General features: G+C 63.1%; 17 protein-coding genes. 8 read left to right on the top strand and 9 right to left on the bottom strand.

The features are described 5' to 3' along the window. Positions 1-9 precede the first annotated feature (9 nt). Entirely contained in the window at positions 10-186 is a 177-nt protein-coding gene (locus ACZYOF_RS15695) for a DUF302 domain-containing protein (RefSeq protein WP_463716332.1), read from the bottom strand. 43 nt (positions 187-229) lie between these two features. Between ACZYOF_RS15695 and ACZYOF_RS15690 the strand changes: the two genes are divergently transcribed. Beyond that, a complete protein-coding gene (locus ACZYOF_RS15690; RefSeq protein ID WP_282528291.1) occupies positions 230-946 on the top strand; it encodes a DnaJ domain-containing protein in 717 nt (238 codons plus the stop codon). A 339-nt stretch (positions 947-1,285) separates the two neighbouring features. On the opposite strand, the gene ACZYOF_RS15685 is transcribed toward ACZYOF_RS15690, so the two are convergent. Further along, the gene (locus ACZYOF_RS15685) at positions 1,286-3,139 is read right to left on the bottom strand and encodes a serine hydrolase (RefSeq protein WP_463716315.1); all 1,854 of its coding nucleotides are present in this window, start codon (positions 3,137-3,139) and stop codon (positions 1,286-1,288) included. Between the two features lie 406 nt (positions 3,140-3,545). Between ACZYOF_RS15685 and ACZYOF_RS15680 the strand changes: the two genes are divergently transcribed. Then, complete coding sequence (locus tag ACZYOF_RS15680) at positions 3,546-3,881, top strand: phasin family protein (RefSeq protein WP_130583037.1); 336 nt, start codon at positions 3,546-3,548, stop codon at positions 3,879-3,881. Between the two features lie 81 nt (positions 3,882-3,962). Here ACZYOF_RS15680 and ACZYOF_RS15675 read toward each other — a convergent pair whose 3' ends face one another. Further along, positions 3,963-5,633, bottom strand: coding sequence for a pilus assembly protein TadG-related protein (locus tag ACZYOF_RS15675; RefSeq protein WP_463716314.1), 1,671 nt, complete (start codon positions 5,631-5,633; stop codon positions 3,963-3,965). 493 nt (positions 5,634-6,126) lie between these two features. Between ACZYOF_RS15675 and clpS the strand changes: the two genes are divergently transcribed. Both clpS and clpA read left to right on the top strand, forming a co-directional pair. Next, positions 6,127-6,462: an ATP-dependent Clp protease adapter ClpS gene (clpS, locus tag ACZYOF_RS15670; RefSeq protein WP_282532119.1), complete on the top strand. Its 336-nt coding sequence runs from the start codon at positions 6,127-6,129 to the stop codon at positions 6,460-6,462. Between the two features lie 278 nt (positions 6,463-6,740). Next, positions 6,741-9,140: an ATP-dependent Clp protease ATP-binding subunit ClpA gene (clpA, locus tag ACZYOF_RS15665; RefSeq protein WP_282532115.1), complete on the top strand. Its 2,400-nt coding sequence runs from the start codon at positions 6,741-6,743 to the stop codon at positions 9,138-9,140. Positions 9,141-9,201: 61 nt separating this feature from the next. On the opposite strand, the gene ACZYOF_RS15660 is transcribed toward clpA, so the two are convergent. Together ACZYOF_RS15660 and ACZYOF_RS15655 are read right to left on the bottom strand one after the other, a co-directional pair. Next, positions 9,202-10,137, bottom strand: coding sequence for a glycine/sarcosine/betaine reductase selenoprotein B family protein (locus ACZYOF_RS15660; protein WP_463716313.1), 936 nt, complete (start codon positions 10,135-10,137; stop codon positions 9,202-9,204). 18 nt (positions 10,138-10,155) lie between these two features. Then, entirely contained in the window at positions 10,156-10,803 is a 648-nt protein-coding gene (locus tag ACZYOF_RS15655) for an HAD family hydrolase (RefSeq protein WP_463716312.1), read from the bottom strand. A gap of 84 nt (positions 10,804-10,887) precedes the next feature. On the opposite strand from ACZYOF_RS15655, the gene ACZYOF_RS15650 reads away from it, so the two are divergent. The 4 genes from ACZYOF_RS15650 (at position 10,888) to tsaA (ending at position 13,670) form a co-directional block, all read left to right on the top strand. After that, positions 10,888-11,835 (top strand): transglycosylase SLT domain-containing protein, encoded by a 948-nt coding sequence (locus tag ACZYOF_RS15650; protein WP_463716331.1) that lies wholly within the window; start codon positions 10,888-10,890, stop codon positions 11,833-11,835. A gap of 198 nt (positions 11,836-12,033) precedes the next feature. Beyond that, complete coding sequence (locus ACZYOF_RS15645; RefSeq protein ID WP_130580373.1) at positions 12,034-12,777, top strand: AzlC family ABC transporter permease; 744 nt, start codon at positions 12,034-12,036, stop codon at positions 12,775-12,777. Continuing rightward, entirely contained in the window at positions 12,774-13,118 is a 345-nt protein-coding gene (locus tag ACZYOF_RS15640) for an AzlD domain-containing protein (RefSeq protein WP_282532111.1), read from the top strand. The genes ACZYOF_RS15645 and ACZYOF_RS15640 overlap by 4 nt, the downstream gene beginning before the upstream one ends. A gap of 60 nt (positions 13,119-13,178) precedes the next feature. Beyond that, positions 13,179-13,670: a tRNA (N6-threonylcarbamoyladenosine(37)-N6)-methyltransferase TrmO gene (gene tsaA, locus ACZYOF_RS15635; RefSeq protein ID WP_463716311.1), complete on the top strand. Its 492-nt coding sequence runs from the start codon at positions 13,179-13,181 to the stop codon at positions 13,668-13,670. A 124-nt stretch (positions 13,671-13,794) separates the two neighbouring features. Here tsaA and ACZYOF_RS15630 read toward each other — a convergent pair whose 3' ends face one another. From ACZYOF_RS15630 to ACZYOF_RS15615, 4 genes are all read right to left on the bottom strand, one after another. Next, positions 13,795-14,220: an HIT family protein gene (locus ACZYOF_RS15630; protein WP_463716310.1), complete on the bottom strand. Its 426-nt coding sequence runs from the start codon at positions 14,218-14,220 to the stop codon at positions 13,795-13,797. 56 nt (positions 14,221-14,276) lie between these two features. Beyond that, a complete protein-coding gene (locus ACZYOF_RS15625) occupies positions 14,277-15,524 on the bottom strand; it encodes a GNAT family N-acetyltransferase (RefSeq protein WP_463716309.1) in 1,248 nt (415 codons plus the stop codon). A gap of 106 nt (positions 15,525-15,630) precedes the next feature. Continuing rightward, the gene (locus ACZYOF_RS15620; RefSeq protein WP_463716308.1) at positions 15,631-16,383 is read right to left on the bottom strand and encodes a glycerophosphodiester phosphodiesterase; all 753 of its coding nucleotides are present in this window, start codon (positions 16,381-16,383) and stop codon (positions 15,631-15,633) included. 3 nt (positions 16,384-16,386) lie between these two features. Next, positions 16,387-16,854 carry a RidA family protein gene (locus ACZYOF_RS15615; protein ID WP_463716307.1) on the bottom strand — a complete coding sequence of 156 codons (468 nt, stop codon included), beginning with the start codon at positions 16,852-16,854 and terminating at the stop codon, positions 16,387-16,389. Positions 16,855-16,917: the final 63 nt, after the last annotated feature.

Below are 16,917 nucleotides of genomic sequence, written 5' to 3'. Positions count from 1 at the left end.
CAGCTTTACCTATGACGTCGCCGCTTTCGCACGCATTGAGCGCGGCCGACATGTTGCTGACGGCGGTCGCCGCTTCGCCCGACAGCTTGTGGCGGTGCGCAAGCCAGGCGGATCATTGTAGGCTAGAAAGGTGGCGCCGGATGCCTCCTGCCACACCAGGGCCTCCAGCGGCAGATCGGCGCCGATGGTTCGCGATGCTTTTCCTCGCCGCCGCGATTATATTGCGCCCATGCCAACTCTGATTGCCGGCGTCGTCGCCGTTGTCATGCTTTATCTCCTGCTGCAGATGTTTCGGGCCGCCAACCCGGCGATGCTGGCGCGCGCGATCAAGATCGTCGGCGGCGTCTTGTCGCTCGCAGTCGCCGCCTATACCGGCATCAGGGGAGAACTTGCGGTGGCGATCCCACTCGGGATCTTTGGCGCCGGCCTGCTCGGCTGGTCGCCGAACGTGCTGGGCAATTTCAACAGCATCTTCGGCGGCGCGCGGCGTTCCGCCGGACAGAGTTCGCGCGTGCGCTCGAAATATCTCGACATGAGCCTCGACCACGACACTGGCGCGCTGTCGGGCCAGATCGTGGAAGGACCGAATGCCGGCCGCTCGCTCGACGAGTTCGACCTGCAGGGATTGCTGGCGATGGCCGCCGGCTTCGACGCCGAAAGCGTCACGTTACTTGAAAGCTATTTGGACCGCCGGTTTCCCGCTTGGCGTCAGGACACGCAGCGCAACGGGGCAGGGGGGCAGCGCCGCGCGGCGCCGGGCGGCAAAATGACGGAAGAGGAGGCCTACCAGGTCCTTGGCCTGCAGCCGGGAGCCTCGCGTGACGATATCAGCCGGGCGCACCGCGCTCTCATGAAGAAACTGCATCCCGATCAAGGGGGGTCGACGTACCTCGCTGCCCGTGTAAACGAGGCCAAGGATACCTTGCTTCGCACGCATTCTAGCTAACTCCGGCACGCTACCAAACGCTACAAACCGAGAGTTGCCGCTGCTTCTCTGTGTTGACGCTCCGATCTCACCCCGCCGTTGTCCAGCGTGGTCGATCCCCTGTTCTCGAAAGCTTAACCGTAAATCCTTGCCGAGAAGTTTCGCGAGGGAACAAGTAGCCGCCGCTGCCACGGGCCGACGCAAGAAAGCCGGCGCTGGTGGGCGCCGGCTTTGCGATTTTCAGGTTAGAGCGTCTTCGAGGGAAGTGGATACCGGTTCGCGTGAAGAAAACGCGTCAAAACAAGAATCTAGAGCTTCGGTTCTGATTCAATCAGAACCGAAAATGCTCTAGCCGAAAGATCAGTTGCGGATGGTGATGCAGGAGATGTCGGCGCGTTTCAGCGTCCGGCACGCCGCCTCGGCCTGCTCGCGCTCGAGGCCGGCAAAGCGGGCGCGATAAAGCTTGCGGTTATCCTTGCCGACGACCGGCTCGGTGAAGGGATCTGCCTTGCCGAGGAGGCCGCGCGACTGGTTGCGCGCAAGATCGATGCGCTGGCGCGCCTCGTCCTCGCTTTCGAGCGCACCGACCTGGATGATCCAGCCGGTGTGCATGGCAGGCTGCGTAGGCTTGGCGACCGCGACCGGCTGCACCGCTTGCGGCTGGAACGCGGCGACCGTCTGCGGCGAGGAGGTGGGCTGCTGCAGGCTCGACGCGGGCAACACGCCGAGGATGCCGTTGCCGGTGCCGAACCCGGCGGGCTGCGGCGGCATTTCGGTCCGGGCTGCGGGTCTGGCGGCTTCGGTCTTGGACGCGTCGGTCTTGGCGACATCGGCGCTCGCCACAACGGCGCTGGAGGTCTCTGCCACTTCCGGACGCGCCGGGATCGCATTGGTGATCGGTGGGGCCGGCTGGGACGGAGCGGCGGAGGCGAGCTTCGTGCTGCCGGCCTTGACCTGAACCGTCTTCACCTTGACCGGCTTCATCGGCTCGGCCGAGCCCGGGATAATGGCCATCGGCTGGCTCTGGATCACGCCGTTGGTCAGGGGCGCGGGTTCTGACTTGGGCTCCGGCCTCGCCGCTGGCTCAACCTTCGCCGGTGGCGGAGGAAGGGCGGCGGCCGCTGCGGCCATCAGCGATGCCTTTGCGGCCGGGCGCGGAGCCGCCGGCGTGAGCGCTGCCATTGCGGGCTCAGCGGAGGCGGCGGCGCTGGAAGTGACTTGCGCCGGCTGGTCGTTGCCGCGGGACGGAGTATCAGCTTCCGCGACATTGGTATTGCCATCCGCGACGTTCTTCTCGGTGATGGCGGCGGCGGTGCGGATAGTTGCGCCCTTCTCGAGATTCTCGGCGAGCAGGCTGCGCATGATGGCGTCGCGCGAGCCGCCGCTGCGGCCACCCAACACCACGCCGACCAGATGGCGATTGCCGCGGCGCATCGAGCTGACGAGATTGAAGCCGGAGGCACGGGTGTAGCCGGTCTTGATGCCGTCGATACCTTCGACCTTGCCGAGCAGGTGGTTGTGATTGCGGATCGACTGTCCCCGATAATTGAACACGGAGGTCGAGAAGTACCGATAGTAGCGCGGGAACCGATCCTGGATCGCGCGGCCGAGGGTGGCCTGGTCGCGCGCGGTCGTCACCTGCTCATCGTTGGGCAGGCCTGAGGCGTTGCGGTAGACCGTCTTGCTCATGGCGAGCGAACGGGCCTTCCGCGTCATCATCTTGGCGAAGTCATCCTCATCGCCGCCAATGGCTTCGGCGATCACGACTGCGGCGTCATTGGCGGAACGCGTCACCAGGCCCTTGATGGCGTCCTCGACCCTGATGGTCTGGCCGGGGCGGAGGCCAAGCTTGGTGGGAGCCTGTTCTGAGGCGTGCTCCGATACCTGCATCTCCGTATCCAGCTTCATCCTGCCGGCTTCGAGGCGCTCGAACAGCAGATAAAGCGTCATGATCTTGGTCAGCGAGGCCGGATGACGAAGACCATCGGGATTGTTGGATGCCAGCACCGAGCCGGAATTGCCGTCGACGATGATGGAGGAGAATTGGGGGCTATAGCTGTCGCGATCCACCTGATGAGAGCGCACGTGATGACGGTGGCGCGAGCGACGCGCCTCGGCGCTCTCGCTGGAGATCAGGATCGCTGTGGTGAAGGTGATGAGCCCGAGAACGCCAACTCGCAAGACGCGCGAGGAAGCGAAAGTTGTACGAAGCATTTACTTCCCCGTCCCAATTTCTATCTTGATCACCGGCCCGTGAGGCAAAATTGTGCCCGACGGGCCGCTGACATCCCCCTGTTCGACGATGGCTTCCGGAAACGAGGCTCCGGTTGCATCGGCCGGCCAGGGTCGCTGTTCTGGCTAAGATGCTGTTCACAAACAGTTTTCAGGCTGCCTGTCGGAAGATGAACCCGTTCGGGAATCAAGGTTAGGCCTGCCGAGTTTCCAAAAGCTTAATTAAGCGTTGCGTAAAGACCCGGGGTTTACGGCAAATTCGAACAATTTGTGCGATGCACAATATCCCTTGACTTGATTGTGCGCCGCACTAGTTTGACGGCGCGTTCGGGGAGTCGGCTCGTGCCGACAATGGGTTTGCGCGAAAAAGTCTTGGGAAAGGATTCCAATGGTCAAGGTTGAAGACATTCAGAACTACGGAAAAGAGCAGATTGAGACGATCACAGCTTCGGCGAACAATCTGCAGAGCGGCGTCCAGGCGATCGCGACCGCCTATGGCGACTACGCGAAGAAGTCGTTCGAGGACACCAAGTCGTTTGTGGAAAAGCTGTCCGGCGTGAAGTCGCTCGAGAAGGCGCTGGAAGCCCAGACCGAGTATGCCCGCTCGGCCTATGAGACCTTCGTTGCGGAATCGCAGAAGATCGCCGGCCTCTACAGCGACTGCGCCAAGCAGACCTTCAAGCCGTTCGAGGGCCTGGTCGCCAAATTCGGCCCGGCGCACTGATCGACGCTGCCAGCACCAGCTTCCGGAAAACAAAAGCCCGGCCGTCATGGCCGGGCTTTTTTCTTGGTACGGGCAATCGGATTACTTCGCCACTCGCAGCTTGGAGATTTGTGTGAGGATGTTCTTGAATGCAGTCGAAGTCTCGTTCGGGTCCGTGATCATTTGGAAGCTGCCGTTGGGGGTGGTCACGCAATCCTGCAGCACCTGCGATTTCGGGTCTGCGTTGTTGATGTTGACCTGAATCGTGAACACTGTGACGGGGTTGGTCGTGTCCTTCTTGATGTTCCCGCAGAGGATATCCTGACGGGTGTCAATGCTCGACTGGGATGTGCTCCAGCGGTTTTGGGTGTTCAATCCGTCGGACAGCAGGACGATGTAATCCTTGTAGACATAGGTGCTCTCTTTCGCCTTTGCCGCGATGGGACCATTCGTCGTGCTCAGGGACTGCCACCCCCAAGCTAGCCCAACAGCCTGGTTGGTGTTGCCGCTGGGAGTCATTGCGCTGATCTGGTTCTTGAGAGTCTGCCACTGATTGCTCATCGGAGTTATCGTGGCGGGAAGGCAATCGGACCACTGTTCGGCGTAGAACCGCTTTGACGGTGTCCCATCATTGACGGCTGATCCCGGATCGATGTTCTCCGTATCGTGGTCCTGGTCGCGATCGTTGACGCAGCCGGTCCAAGTGCTGTGCGCAGGCCTTGCTGCAGCCGTCGCAGGGGTATCGTCACCGCGCCAAAGGTGACATATCTTGCTTGAGCCGCTCCCATAGCACGAGCATCTGTTAGGACCGAATGATCCGCAACTTGCGCTCGCGCCGCTGACGGTCGTGTAGCACCCATTGTAGTAAATATTGGTTTTGCCGGGAAGTTTCCTGCCGCTATCAAGGCCGGGACAGATGTAGCCGCTCGAAGGTATTTTGCTTGCGGTCTTGGCTCCGGACGTTGTTGCAGGCCGGTCCATACAAACGAAGCCGTGATTGTTTTTCGTGAAAGGGCAGTCCGATCCGGCTACGGCCGTTTTAAAGGCCGCGTTAGCGCTGGTGGATTTGTCGTTTAAGATAGGCGGCTCAGCTTCCCATTCCGCCCAGTTGATCCACGGCGCGTCGACGTAGCCGGTTCCAACGTTGACGTCCTTTGCGAACGGGATGATGGAAATATAGACGTCGCCTTCCTGCTTGTTGTAGGTGGACAACGTATCGATCATGTCTTTGGCCGCCGTTTGCAAGGCCGCCATCTTGCCGTTCTGGGCCATCGATCCGGTGTTATCCAGCACCATTGCTACGCGCATGCGGGTATTGCCCCAGGCAGCGGTCGAGCTGGTGCCGAAATCGAGGGTCGGGTAGCCGGCCATTCTTAGGAAATCGGTCGGCAGGTTACCGGAAGCGGTCACCTGGATCTTCGTTATCCCGCTGCTGTCTTTCGGCGTGTAGGAAGCTTGGACGCTGTCGGGTGAGACCGTCCCGGATTTGTCGGTGTAGAGGGACGCGAAATAGATCTTTGCCTGAGCCTGGATCTGCGAGGTTGTGATGGTTCCGTTGGTGAGATCCTTGGACAGCATCAGCGCCGTCGAGTCGAGCGCCGCCTGCATCGAAGAGCGGGCGGCGTTGACGCGAGAATAGTCGATCGCCGCGCCGACGAAGGTGACGATCGGAACCGCAGCTAGGGCAAAGATTACCGCTATATTGCCTTGATCCGCGCCGGCGAACCGGCGGGCCGCCGTGCGAAGACGGTCGAAAATGGTTGTGACGGGCATGGCGTTCACCGCAATCTGGTTGGTGCCGCCATTTCTCAGTGCGCCGCTAAATAGGTGGTAAACCGGTCCTCATAAAAACGGGTCAAAGCCAAGGCAAAAGCCGAACGACGGGGACGAAAGCGGACCTATTGTCAATGGTCGCTAAACGAGTGGTCGGCTTCCTTTGTCAAACCCGCCAGAAACGATTAACCTTCGCATGAGCGCCGAGACCCGGGAGTCGGGCCGGCCGTCCTCGTGTGAGCCACGCATCTGTGCTTGCAGCAGGACGGAGCCGGGCCCATATTGCGTTTCGCCGACCCAGCAAAGGATCGGACCGGGAAGCGGCGATCTCTTGAGCGTGCTGGAAGTTCCGTGACGGCTGTTTTCGGCGTTGCGCAACCTCCAAGTGCGTTGCGTGTTTCCTTTGGGGATGTCGAACGCCTGAGCCATGTCGCAGACAGTTTTTGCAACCAATTCGCCCTTATCGGCGCTTGCCGCACCATTAGCGCCCCGGATGGGCAACGACGAGGGCCGTAGTGGGGGGACGACCGGAGGTCCGTCCACTTCGGTCATCACCAAGGTCAAGCCGAAGACCAAGCGCCCCAATCTGTACCGCGTCCTGATCTTGAACGACGACTACACGCCGATGGAGTTCGTCGTTCATGTCTTAGAGAAGTTCTTCAACAAGGACGCGGAAGCGGCGACCAAGATCATGCTACACGTGCACCACCATGGCATCGGGGAGTGCGGGGTTTTCACCTATGAGATTGCCGAGACCAAGGTAACCCAGGTGATGGATTTTGCGCGGAAGCACCAGCATCCGCTGCAATGTGTGATGGAAAAAAAGTAACGCGGGCCCAGCGTCGAGCAGACCCGCCACGAAGCGGAACGGGTCTTGCTTCCGATTTGCCTGATGGAAATGGTTTGCCTGACGGAAGCAGATGGCGTTCCCGCTGGCTGGCGGGATGTGGCTCTCGGTCGCGGCGCCTTTGCTCGATTGGCTGACCGCTGCGCGAAGCCGGGCTTTTGCCACGATCGTGCGTGACTATATGACAGGGGATGACGAAGGTTGTTGTTGCCTGACCGGGCAATGGCGATCATGATGGCCGGGGGCCATAGAGGAAGCGAATGCCTACTTTTTCCCAAAGCCTTGAACAATCCCTGCATCGTGCATTGGCGATTGCAAACGAGCGTCACCATCAATACGCGACGCTTGAACACCTTCTGCTGTCGCTGATCGACGACTCGGATGCGGCCGCGGTGATGCGGGCCTGCAGCGTCGATCTCGACAAGCTCAGGACCAGTCTCGTCAACTATCTCGAGACCGAATTCGAAAATTTGGTGACTGATGGCGCTGATGACGCGAAGCCGACCGCCGGTTTCCAGCGCGTAATCCAGCGTGCGGTGATCCACGTGCAGTCCTCGGGTCGCGAAGAAGTGACCGGCGCCAATGTGCTGATCGCGATCTTCGCCGAGCGCGAAAGCCACGCCGCCTATTTCCTGCAAGAGCAGGACATGACGCGCTACGACGCGGTCAACTACATCAGCCACGGCATCGCCAAGCGGCCGGGCGTCTCCGAGGCGCGGCCGGTGCGCGGCGTCGACGAGGAGACCGAGACCAAGGGCAACGAGGACTCCAAGAAGAAGGGCGAGGCGCTCGAGACCTATTGCGTCAACCTCAACAAGAAGGCGCGTGACGGCAAGATCGATCCCGTGATCGGCCGCAATGCCGAGATCAGCCGCGCGATCCAGGTGTTGTGCCGCCGGCAGAAGAACAATCCGCTGTTCGTCGGCGAAGCCGGCGTCGGCAAGACCGCGATTGCGGAGGGACTGGCCAAGCGCATCGTCGACAGCGAAGTGCCGGAAGTGCTGGCCGCTGCCACCGTGTTCTCGCTGGACATGGGAACGCTGCTCGCCGGCACGCGCTATCGCGGCGATTTCGAAGAGCGCCTGAAACAGGTGCTGAAGGAACTCGAGGCGCACCCGAACGCGATCCTGTTCATCGACGAGATCCACACCGTGATCGGCGCCGGTGCCACATCGGGCGGCGCGATGGATGCGTCCAACCTGCTCAAGCCAGCGCTGGCATCGGGCACCATCCGCTGCATGGGCTCGACGACCTACAAGGAATACCGCCAGCATTTCGAGAAGGACCGCGCTTTGGTGCGCCGGTTCCAGAAGATCGACATTAACGAGCCGACGGTGGAAGACGCGATTGCGATCCTCAAGGGCCTCAAGCCCTATTTCGAGGATTACCATCGTCTGAAATACACCAATGAGGCGATCGAGGCGGCGGTGCAGCTTTCCTCGCGCTACATCCACGACCGCAAATTGCCTGACAAGGCGATCGACGTGATCGACGAGTCCGGTGCGGCGCAGATGCTGGTCGCCGAGAACAAGCGCAAGAAGACGATCGGCATCAAGGAGATCGAGACCACGATCGCGACCATGGCGCGGATCCCGCCGAAGAGCGTGTCGAAGGACGATGCCGAGGTGCTGAAGCACCTCGAGCAAACCCTGAAGCGTGTGGTGTTTGGCCAGGACAAGGCGATCGAGTCGCTGTCGGCCTCGATCAAGCTGGCGCGTGCCGGCTTGCGCGAACCGGAGAAGCCGATCGGCTGCTACCTGTTCTCCGGCCCGACCGGCGTCGGCAAGACCGAAGTGGCAAAACAGCTCGCGGCGTCGCTCGGCGTCGAGCTGCTGCGCTTCGACATGTCCGAGTACATGGAGCGGCACACGGTGTCGCGCCTGATCGGTGCACCTCCCGGCTATGTCGGCTTCGACCAGGGCGGCCTGTTGACCGACGGCGTGGACCAGCATCCGCATTGCGTGGTGCTGCTCGACGAAATCGAAAAGGCGCATCCGGATCTCTACAACGTGCTGCTGCAGATCATGGATCACGGCAGGCTGACCGACCATAACGGTAAGCAGGTCAACTTCCGCAATGTGATCCTGATCATGACCACGAATGCGGGCGCGGCCGATCTTGCACGGCAGGCCTTCGGCTTCACCCGTAGCAAGCGGGAAGGCGACGACCACGAGGCGATCAATCGCCAGTTCGCGCCGGAATTCCGCAACCGGCTCGATGCGATCGTCTCTTTTGCGCATCTCAATGCCGAGGTGATCGGCATGGTGGTCGAGAAGTTCGTGCTTCAGCTTGAGGCGCAGCTCGCGGACCGCGACGTCACCATCGAGCTGTCCGAGCCCGCAAAGGCATGGCTGATCGAGAATGGCTATGATGAGCAGATGGGCGCCCGCCCGATGGCGCGGGTGATCCAGGAGCACATCAAGAAGCCGCTGGCCGATGAAGTGCTGTTCGGTCAGCTCAAGGGCGGCGGCCATGTCCGTGTCGTCCTGGTCAAGGACGAGGCAACCGGCAAGGACAAGATCGGCTTCGAGTTCGTCGAAGGCCCGGTCACGCCGAAGCCGGAGAAGCTCCCCGGCGCCCGCAAGCGCAAGCCGAAGCCGGGCGGTCCCAACGGCGGTGGCTCCAAGGGGCCAGCGCGCGGACCGCTGGTGAAGGTGTGATAGCGTTGTGATCGATCATCAAAAAAGGCCGGCTGCAAAGCCGGCCTTTTTCATTGAGGGACTACGCCGCGCTCTCGCGGATGCCCTTCGCGATTTCCTTCTGCGCGTCGAACTCGCGGCGGAGCCGCGCCAGTTCCTCGGCGCTCAGCGCGTCGGCGTTGCTGTAGTCGCGCTTCCAGGAATGGTCCGCGCTCCAGCGCAGCGGCGACTGCACCGTCGTCTGCGGTCCCGGCGCGGACTCCAGCACGCGCAGCGCAAGCTCCAGCGTGAACGCCTGCGAAGCCGGATCGTGCGGCTTGCCGGCTGAATTGCCAAGCGGGAAATCGCTAAACAGGAAGCGCGGCACGGCGGCGTGCTCGACGATGTCCTTGGCGCAGCCCATCACGACGGTCGAAATGCCGCCCGCCTCGAGATGCCGTGCCACCAGGCTGACGGTCTGGTGGCACACCGGGCAGTTCGGTACCAGGACGGCGGCATCGACGCCATCAGCGCGGCAGCGCGCCAGGATCTCCGGCGCATCGGTATCGATGGTGACGCGGTGGCTGCGATTGGTGGGCGCGCCGAAGAAGCGCGGCGCGATCTCGCCGATCCGTCCTTCCTCCGCCAGCCGCCGCAATTGCGGCAACGGGAACCAGGTGCCGCTGTCTTCGGCCGAGGTGTGCACGCGGTCATAGGCGATGTGGGAAATGCGCAGATCGTGCTGCTTCGATGTGTCGCCGTCATAGACCTGATAAAACTTGGCGCCGCCGTTATATTTCGCCCCTGGTCCCTGATCGCCCTTGGCGGGATCGAACGGCGCCGCCGTGGTGATGATGGTGAGGCGGGATTCGGCGAGCGGCTTGCGCAGCGGCTGGAACGGCGCGCTGGTGTAATGCGCCCACCGATAGGGCGTCGTGTAGCCGATCGCAGCATAGTAGTCGCGCGTGCGTTTCATGTAGCCGATCGGCGCGTCGTCGTCGGGTGCGAAGTCGAGCTGCTGGTCGGACGTTGTTGTCATCTCGTGTGCTCCGAGTGATCAAGCCGGAAGCGATAGGCAATGGTCGAGCAAATTCGGATGGGTCGCGCAGATATGATGTGCGCCGGCCCCCTTCAGCTCCTCTTCGCTGCCATAGCCGTAGAGGACGCCGATGGCTGTCATGCCGTTGCTCCGCGCGCCGACGATATCGTGGCTGCGGTCGCCGATCATGATCGCCTGCGTGGGATCCGCCTTCGCCATTTCGAGCGCATGTCGCAACAGCTCGGTCTTGTCGGTGCGCGTGCCGTCGAGCTCCGAGCCGAACACCTGTTCGAAATAGGGACGCAGGCCGAAATGATCGATGATCCGCTCGGCATACACCGCAGGCTTGCTGGTGGCGATGAACATGCGCGGATGCGAGGCGGCCAGCGCGGACAGCGTCTCCTGGATGCCGTGATAGGTTTCGTTCTCGAACAGGCCGATATCGGCGAACCGCTCCCGGTAAAGTGTCAGAGCCCGATCTGCGAGCGCATCGCTGCCGACCAGTTTCTTCAGGCTCGCGTGCAGGGGAGGGCCGATGCACCAGGTCAATTCGTCTTCGCTTGGGACCGCCTTGCCCAGTCGCTCGAGGGCATATTGGATCGAGCGGGTGATCCCGGGCTTGGGGTTGGTCAGCGTGCCGTCGAGATCAAAATAGATTGTGCGCATTTCGGCCCTGGCGCGTTGATAATGCCCAAGTTTGCTAGTTGGCCCGCCGCCTAAGTCAAGGACTGATTTGTCAGGTCTGAGATGATGCGAATAATCCCGCATTTCAGCGCTGCTCTCGTGATCTTGCTGTGGCTGGCACCGGCGGCGGCCGAGGAGCCTGACAGCCGCGTCGTTCACCCGAGCGTCGAGGAACTCGCGCAACCCCCGGAAAAGTCTGAGACCGCGCGCGAGAGTGAGGCGCGGGAGGCGATGTGCCTGATGATCGAATCTGCTGCACGGGCGAACGATCTGCCGCTCGAATTCTTTGCCCGCGTGATCTGGCAGGAGAGCCGATTTCAGCCCGATGCGGTCGGCCCGATGACGCGGAACGGCCAGCGCGCGCAGGGCATCGCGCAGTTCATGCCGGGAACGGCGAACGAGCGCGGCCTGCTCGATCCCTTCAATCCTGTACAGGCGCTGCCGAAGTCGGCGGAATTCCTCAGCGAGCTTCGCAGCCAGTTCGGCAATCTCGGCCTTGCCGCCGCGGCCTACAATGCCGGTCCGCGCCGCGTGCAGGACTGGCTCGCCGGCACCGGCTACATGCCGCAGGAAACGCGCAACTATGTATACGCGATCACCGGCTCCAGCGTCGACGAATGGGCGTCCGCCGGCCGCGGCGGCAAGATGCCCGCGCGTCCGCCGACGTCGAGCTGCCGCGAATTGATGGCGCTTCTGAAGCGCGCGCCGAACCCGTTCGTCGCTGGGCTCGAGCAGCATGTCACGCTCGCCGCAGCAAAGGTCTGGGGCGTGCAGCTCGCCGCGGGCTTCAACCGCGACAAGGCGCTGGCGATGTATGCGCGTGCGATGAAGAGCCTGGGCGCCGTGATCGGCGACCAGGATCCGAGCCTGCTTAGCGCACCTCTGCGCACGCGCGGGACCGCCACTTTCTACCAGGTGCGCATCGGCGCCGACACGCGGCCCGAGGCCGACAATCTCTGCAGCCGCATCCGCAAAGCCGGCGGTGCCTGTTTCGTGTTGCGGAACAGGGTGTGAGAGGGTAGGGCTCGTCATTGCGAGGAGCGAAGCGACGAAGCAATCCATCTCTCCGCAAGCGGCGGCATGGATTGCTTCGCTCCGCTCGCAATGAAGGTGGGGCGCTGCTGCATGCCAGCCCTGAGGCGCGCTTGCTTGACGCCGCCCCGCTTCATCCGCGCCCTATGCCGCTCAATTCAAACCTCTCTCTGGTCCTCCGTGGCGCTTCCTCCGCTCGATTCCCCGCAATGGCACAGCTCATTCCGCGCCTTCTTCTGGGGCGTGCGGTCGGTCGGATCGACCATCCTGGCGCTGGTGCTGTTCGCGACCTATCTCGGCATCGGGGCGCTGGCGCATGACACGCATTTCTCGCTGGCCTGGACGTTGGCGAGCACGGTGTTCGTCTGGGCTGGACCGGCCCAGATCATCCTGGTGTCGACGCTGGGCTCCGGCGCGACCATCCTGCAATCGGCGATCGCGGTGAGCGTCAGCGCCATCCGCCTGTTTCCGATGGTGGTGTCCGTCCTGCCGATGATGCGGACGCCAAAGACAAAACGGCGGCACCTGATCCTGGTGGCGCATCTCACCGCCGTCACGCTGTGGGTCGAATGCCATCGCTTTCTGCCGCAGGTGCCGCGGGAGCGCCGCATCGCCTTCATTCATGGGCTCGGTTGCGGGTTGGTCTTTCTCTCTGTGGTGGCCAACACGATCGGCTACCTGCTGGCCGCCAATCTCTCGCAGCTTTTCGCCGCGGCGATCCTGATGCTGACGCCGCTGGCGTTCCTGTTCTCGACCGCGCGCAATTGCCGCGAGCTTGCCGACGGTGTCGCGCTCGCGCTGGGACTGGCGCTGTATCCATTGGCGACGCTGCTCAACAGCGGCCTCGACATTCTGGTCAGCGGCGTCGTCGCCGGCACCATCGCCTATGGCGTGCACCGGGCAAGGGCAAAGGCGATCGCATGAGCACCTTCATCGGCGACTGGCATGCGCTCGTGGTCCTGTTCGTGGCCGGCGTGATCCCGAACCAGATCTGGCGCATGCTGGGCCTGTGGTTCGGCGGCGGGCTCGACGAGGGCTCGGAGCTTCTTGTGTGGGTGAGGGCGGTCGCGACCGCGATTCTCGCCGGCGTCATCGCGCAGATCGTGGTGCAGCCGCCCGGCGCGCTCGCAGGCGTTCCGGCCCTGTTGCGCTATGGGGCCGTGGCCGCAGGCTTTGCCGCGTTCACGCTGTCGCGGAAATCGATCTTCGCAGGCGTGGCCATCGGCGAAGTGATCCTGGTCGGCGGCCAATGGTGGCTCGGCTGATTGCAGCCGCCGCGCAATGCGTTACTGTCGATAGGCAAGCAGCTATCTGTGGATTGAGACATGGTTCGAGAAGGTGAGATACGCCCGGGCGAAGTCGCCATCGAGATGCCGCCGGCACAGGACGCCGGCCTGATCTTCATCGGTCGCATCCGCACGCCCTGGACCTCGCGGCTGATGACGCCGCGGCAGGGCCGCCATGACGGCCCCGTCTGTCGTCTGGAGATTTTCGAGCCATGGGTGCCCGCCATGAAGGGCGTCGATTTCTACGAGAATCTCGAGGTGCTCTACTGGCTGCACCAGTCGCGCCGCGACCTCGTGTTGCAGAGCCCGAAGAGCAACGGAAAAACCCGCGGCGCCTTCTCGCTACGCTCGCCGGTGCGGCCGAACCCGATCGCGACTTCGATCGTAAAGCTGGTCGGCGTCGAGGGCAACGTCATCCTGGTGCGCGGATTGGACTGTCTCGACGAGACGCCGCTGCTCGACATCAAGCCCGATCGCTGCGAGTTCACGCCGCTTGCGCCGCCACAGCCCGGTGATTTCGAGACGGAGTGATCCTGTCATTCCGGGGCGATACGAAGCATCGAACCCGGAATCCATTTCTCCGCAGCGCATGCATCCGATGGATTCCGGGCCTGCGCCTGACGGCGCATCCCGGAATGACAAGGGGAGAGAGCCGTTACCCCAGCGCGGCGATCAGCTTGGTCGCATTGTCCTCCAGCACCTTCACATCCTCCTTGCGGCTCGCCGGCGGCAACAGCGCGACGCCGTCCTGGCGCGGCATCACATGCATGTGGAGGTGGAAGACGACCTGGCCGCCGGCCGGCTCGTTGAACTGCTGCACGGTGATGCCGTCGGCCTGGAAGGCCTTCATCGCCGCAGCGGCGATCTTCTGCGCGCCGCGCGCGACATGGGCGTAGTCCTCGGGCGAGATGTCGAAGATGTTGCGGGCCGGGGCCTTCGGGATCACCAGCGTGTGGCCGGGCGAACGCGGCATGATGTCGAGGAAGGCGAAGACATGCTCGTCCTCATAGACCTTGTGGCAGGGCAGTTCACCGCGCAGGATCTTGGCGAAGATGTTGTTGGGATCATAGGCGGCGGGCATGGCGTCGGCTCCTCAAATCACGTGTCTTGCAGAAGACACAGCTCCTAGCAGAAAGCTTAACTCTCGTCGCCGCCCTTGCGGAACGGGCCAGCCTCGGAGAGCTCGCGGCCGACCTCGGCGACATAGGCGCGCTCGCGCTTGAGGTAATCGGCGATCGCCCGGCGCAGGCCGGGGTCGGCGATGTAATGGGCGGAATAGGTCGTCTGCGGCAGATATCCGCGCGCGAGCTTGTGCTCCCCTTGCGCGCCGGCCTCGACCACCTGCAATCCGCTCTGGATGGCGAAATCGATCGCCTGATAATAGCAGACCTCGAAATGCAGGAAGGGATGGTGCTCGGTCGCGCCCCAGTTGCGGCCGAACAGCGTGTCCGAGCCGATGAAGTTGATGGCTCCTGCGATCCAGCGTCCATTGCGCTTCGCCATGACCAGCAGCACGTCCTTGGCCATGCTCTCGCCGATCAGCGAGAAGAATTTCCGGTTTAGGTACGGCCGGCCCCATTTGCGCGAGCCGGTCTCCATGTAGAAGTCGAAGAATGCGTCCCACGCATCCTCGGTGATCTCCTCGCCCGTCAGCCAGTGGATCGTGACACCGGCCGCAAGCGCCTCGCGCCGCTCGCGCTTGATCGCCTTGCGGTGGCGTGAATTCAGCGTGGCGAGGAAATCGTCGAAGGTCTTGAAGCCGTCATTGTGCCAGTGGAACTGCTGGTCGGTCCGCTGCAGAAAACCATGTCCGCCGAGGAACTTCGCTTCGTCCTCGCTTGCAAAGGTCACATGCGCCGAGGAGGCCTCGGTGGCCTCGCATAGTGCCATCAGGCCATGGGCAAGCGCCGACCTGATCTGCTCACGGTGGATGCCGTTGCGAAGCAGGAGACGCGGCCCGGTGGCGGGAGTGAAGGGCACCGACACCTGGAGCTTCGGATAATACCGGCCGCCGGCGCGCTCATAGGCGTCGGCCCAGCCGCGATCGAAGACGTATTCGCCCTGGGAGTGGGACTTGAGATAGCAGGGGACGATCCCGACGATCTCGCCGTCCAGCCTGGCCAGGAGATGCCGTGGCCCCCAGCCGGTCCGCGCGACGGCCGAGCCGGAAGCCTCCAATGCCGCAAAAAAGGCGTGCGAAACGAAGGGGTTATAGGCGGGTTTTGCGTGGATGCATGCGAGGCCTCCAGCACTGGGTAAAGCCAGCGTGTCGAGGGCGTCAAGCGAGCCGGGATCGACCGTCGGATTGGCGCAGGCGTCCCAATCCGCAGCCTTGATATCGCTGACGGACGGAACCGCTTCGAGGGTGATTTCGGATGAGGCCATTGAGAGTTTGAACCGGTCCCCCGTGCGAGCGGCCATCGCCCATGGTGACCTGCGCCCTACAAAGATCGTGCATCGCAATGCCGACTTCAAGGCCGCCAGCCACATGTCAGGTTCCCGGCATGAAACCTTCGAAGATCATCTGGTCGGCATAGCGCGCCGCTCTCGCGCGTTGCTCCGGCGTGCGCACGGTCCAGGCCAGTAGCGGGCAGCCGAACAGGTTGCGCGCGATCCAGGGCGCGGGCGCCGGCAACTGGTCGATCCAGTAGGCGACGAAATGCGGCTCGGTGCGGAAGCCATGGCGCAGGTACAGCATGCTGTCGCGCTGTGCCGGCGTCAGCTTGGCCCAATACCCGTCGTCATAGTTGCGCTGGGCGGTGATGCCGCGGTGCAGCCTTGGCATGATCTCACGCAGCGCCAGCACCTGGTCCGGGTCGAAAGACATGCCGACCACGGGCCCGGAATAGCTGCTCAGCACCTCCGCCATCCGCTTCACCAATTTGCGGTCGCCGTCAAAATGGCTCTTCACCTCGACCAGGAGCGGCACGCGGCCGGCAACCAGCGCGCAGAGGTCGCCGAGCGACATCATGCGCTCGCCGGTGTCCTTGAAGCGGATGGCCTTCAGTTCGGCCGCCGTCTTGGTGAGCAGGAGGCCCGAGCCCTCGGTGAGCCGGCCGAGCGCATCGTCGTGATGCACCATGGCCTCGCCGTCGGCAGTAAGCTGGATATCGCACTCGATGGTGAAATTGCCCGCGATGGCCGCTTCGGCCGCCGCCGGCATGTTCTCGACGATGCCGCGCGCAACATCATGCAGGCCGCGATGGGCGACCGGCCGTGCCGTCAGCCAGTCGGGGGCCCGCATCGCTCAGGTGACCTCGAACAATCCCTCGACTTCCACGGCGGCGTCCGCCGGCAGCGAAGCGACGCCAACGGCGGTACGGGCGTGCCGGCCCTTGTCGCCGAAGGCGGCCACCATCAGGTCCGAGGCGCCGTTCAGCACCTTCGGTGCGTCCAGGAAGTCGGGTGTCGAATTGATGAAACCGCCAAGCCGCACCACACGCGCGACCTTGTCGAGGTCGCCGAGCGCGGCCTTGATCTGGGCAAACAGGTTGATCGCGCAGCCGCGGGCGGCGGCGCTACCTTGCTCGATGGTGACGCCCGCACCCAGCTTGCCCTTGGCGATCAGCTTGCCCTGGGCATCGAAGCAAAGCTGGCCGGAGACGAACAGCAGGTTGCCGGTACGAACGAAGCCGACATAGTTCGCCACGGGAGCGGCGGGCTCGGGCAGGGTGATCCCCTGTGCCGCCAGTTTCTGTTCGACCGTACCTGCCATGTTTTCCGTCCCCGGGTTCAGTGACAATCAGGGCGCACTGTTTCGCGCATCGCGCCGCCGCTT

The sequence above is a fragment of the Bradyrhizobium sp. LeoA1Lang genome (assembly GCF_055413685.1).
Note: the sequence above shows the minus strand (reverse complement) of the source record. Positions and strands in the feature narration are given on the sequence as shown.

Excerpts from the sequence above, each read along its gene's own strand:
- ACZYOF_RS15690 (WP_282528291.1), top strand. The coding sequence starts at position 230 with ATGCCAACTCTGATTGCCGGCGTCGTCGCCGTTGTCATGCTTTATCTC.
- ACZYOF_RS15685 (WP_463716315.1), bottom strand. The coding sequence starts at position 3,139 with ATGCTTCGTACAACTTTCGCTTCCTCGCGCGTCTTGCGAGTTGGCGTT.
- ACZYOF_RS15680 (WP_130583037.1), top strand. The coding sequence starts at position 3,546 with ATGGTCAAGGTTGAAGACATTCAGAACTACGGAAAAGAGCAGATTGAG.
- ACZYOF_RS15675 (WP_463716314.1), bottom strand. The coding sequence starts at position 5,633 with ATGCCCGTCACAACCATTTTCGACCGTCTTCGCACGGCGGCCCGCCGG.
- clpS (WP_282532119.1), top strand. The coding sequence starts at position 6,127 with ATGGGCAACGACGAGGGCCGTAGTGGGGGGACGACCGGAGGTCCGTCC.
- clpA (WP_282532115.1), top strand. The coding sequence starts at position 6,741 with ATGCCTACTTTTTCCCAAAGCCTTGAACAATCCCTGCATCGTGCATTG.
- ACZYOF_RS15660 (WP_463716313.1), bottom strand. The coding sequence starts at position 10,137 with ATGACAACAACGTCCGACCAGCAGCTCGACTTCGCACCCGACGACGAC.
- ACZYOF_RS15655 (WP_463716312.1), bottom strand. The coding sequence starts at position 10,803 with ATGCGCACAATCTATTTTGATCTCGACGGCACGCTGACCAACCCCAAG.
- ACZYOF_RS15650 (WP_463716331.1), top strand. The coding sequence starts at position 10,888 with ATGCGAATAATCCCGCATTTCAGCGCTGCTCTCGTGATCTTGCTGTGG.
- ACZYOF_RS15640 (WP_282532111.1), top strand. The coding sequence starts at position 12,774 with ATGAGCACCTTCATCGGCGACTGGCATGCGCTCGTGGTCCTGTTCGTG.
- tsaA (WP_463716311.1), top strand. The coding sequence starts at position 13,179 with ATGGTTCGAGAAGGTGAGATACGCCCGGGCGAAGTCGCCATCGAGATG.
- ACZYOF_RS15630 (WP_463716310.1), bottom strand. The coding sequence starts at position 14,220 with ATGCCCGCCGCCTATGATCCCAACAACATCTTCGCCAAGATCCTGCGC.
- ACZYOF_RS15625 (WP_463716309.1), bottom strand. The coding sequence starts at position 15,524 with ATGGCCTCATCCGAAATCACCCTCGAAGCGGTTCCGTCCGTCAGCGAT.
- ACZYOF_RS15620 (WP_463716308.1), bottom strand. The coding sequence starts at position 16,383 with ATGCGGGCCCCCGACTGGCTGACGGCACGGCCGGTCGCCCATCGCGGC.
- ACZYOF_RS15615 (WP_463716307.1), bottom strand. The coding sequence starts at position 16,854 with ATGGCAGGTACGGTCGAACAGAAACTGGCGGCACAGGGGATCACCCTG.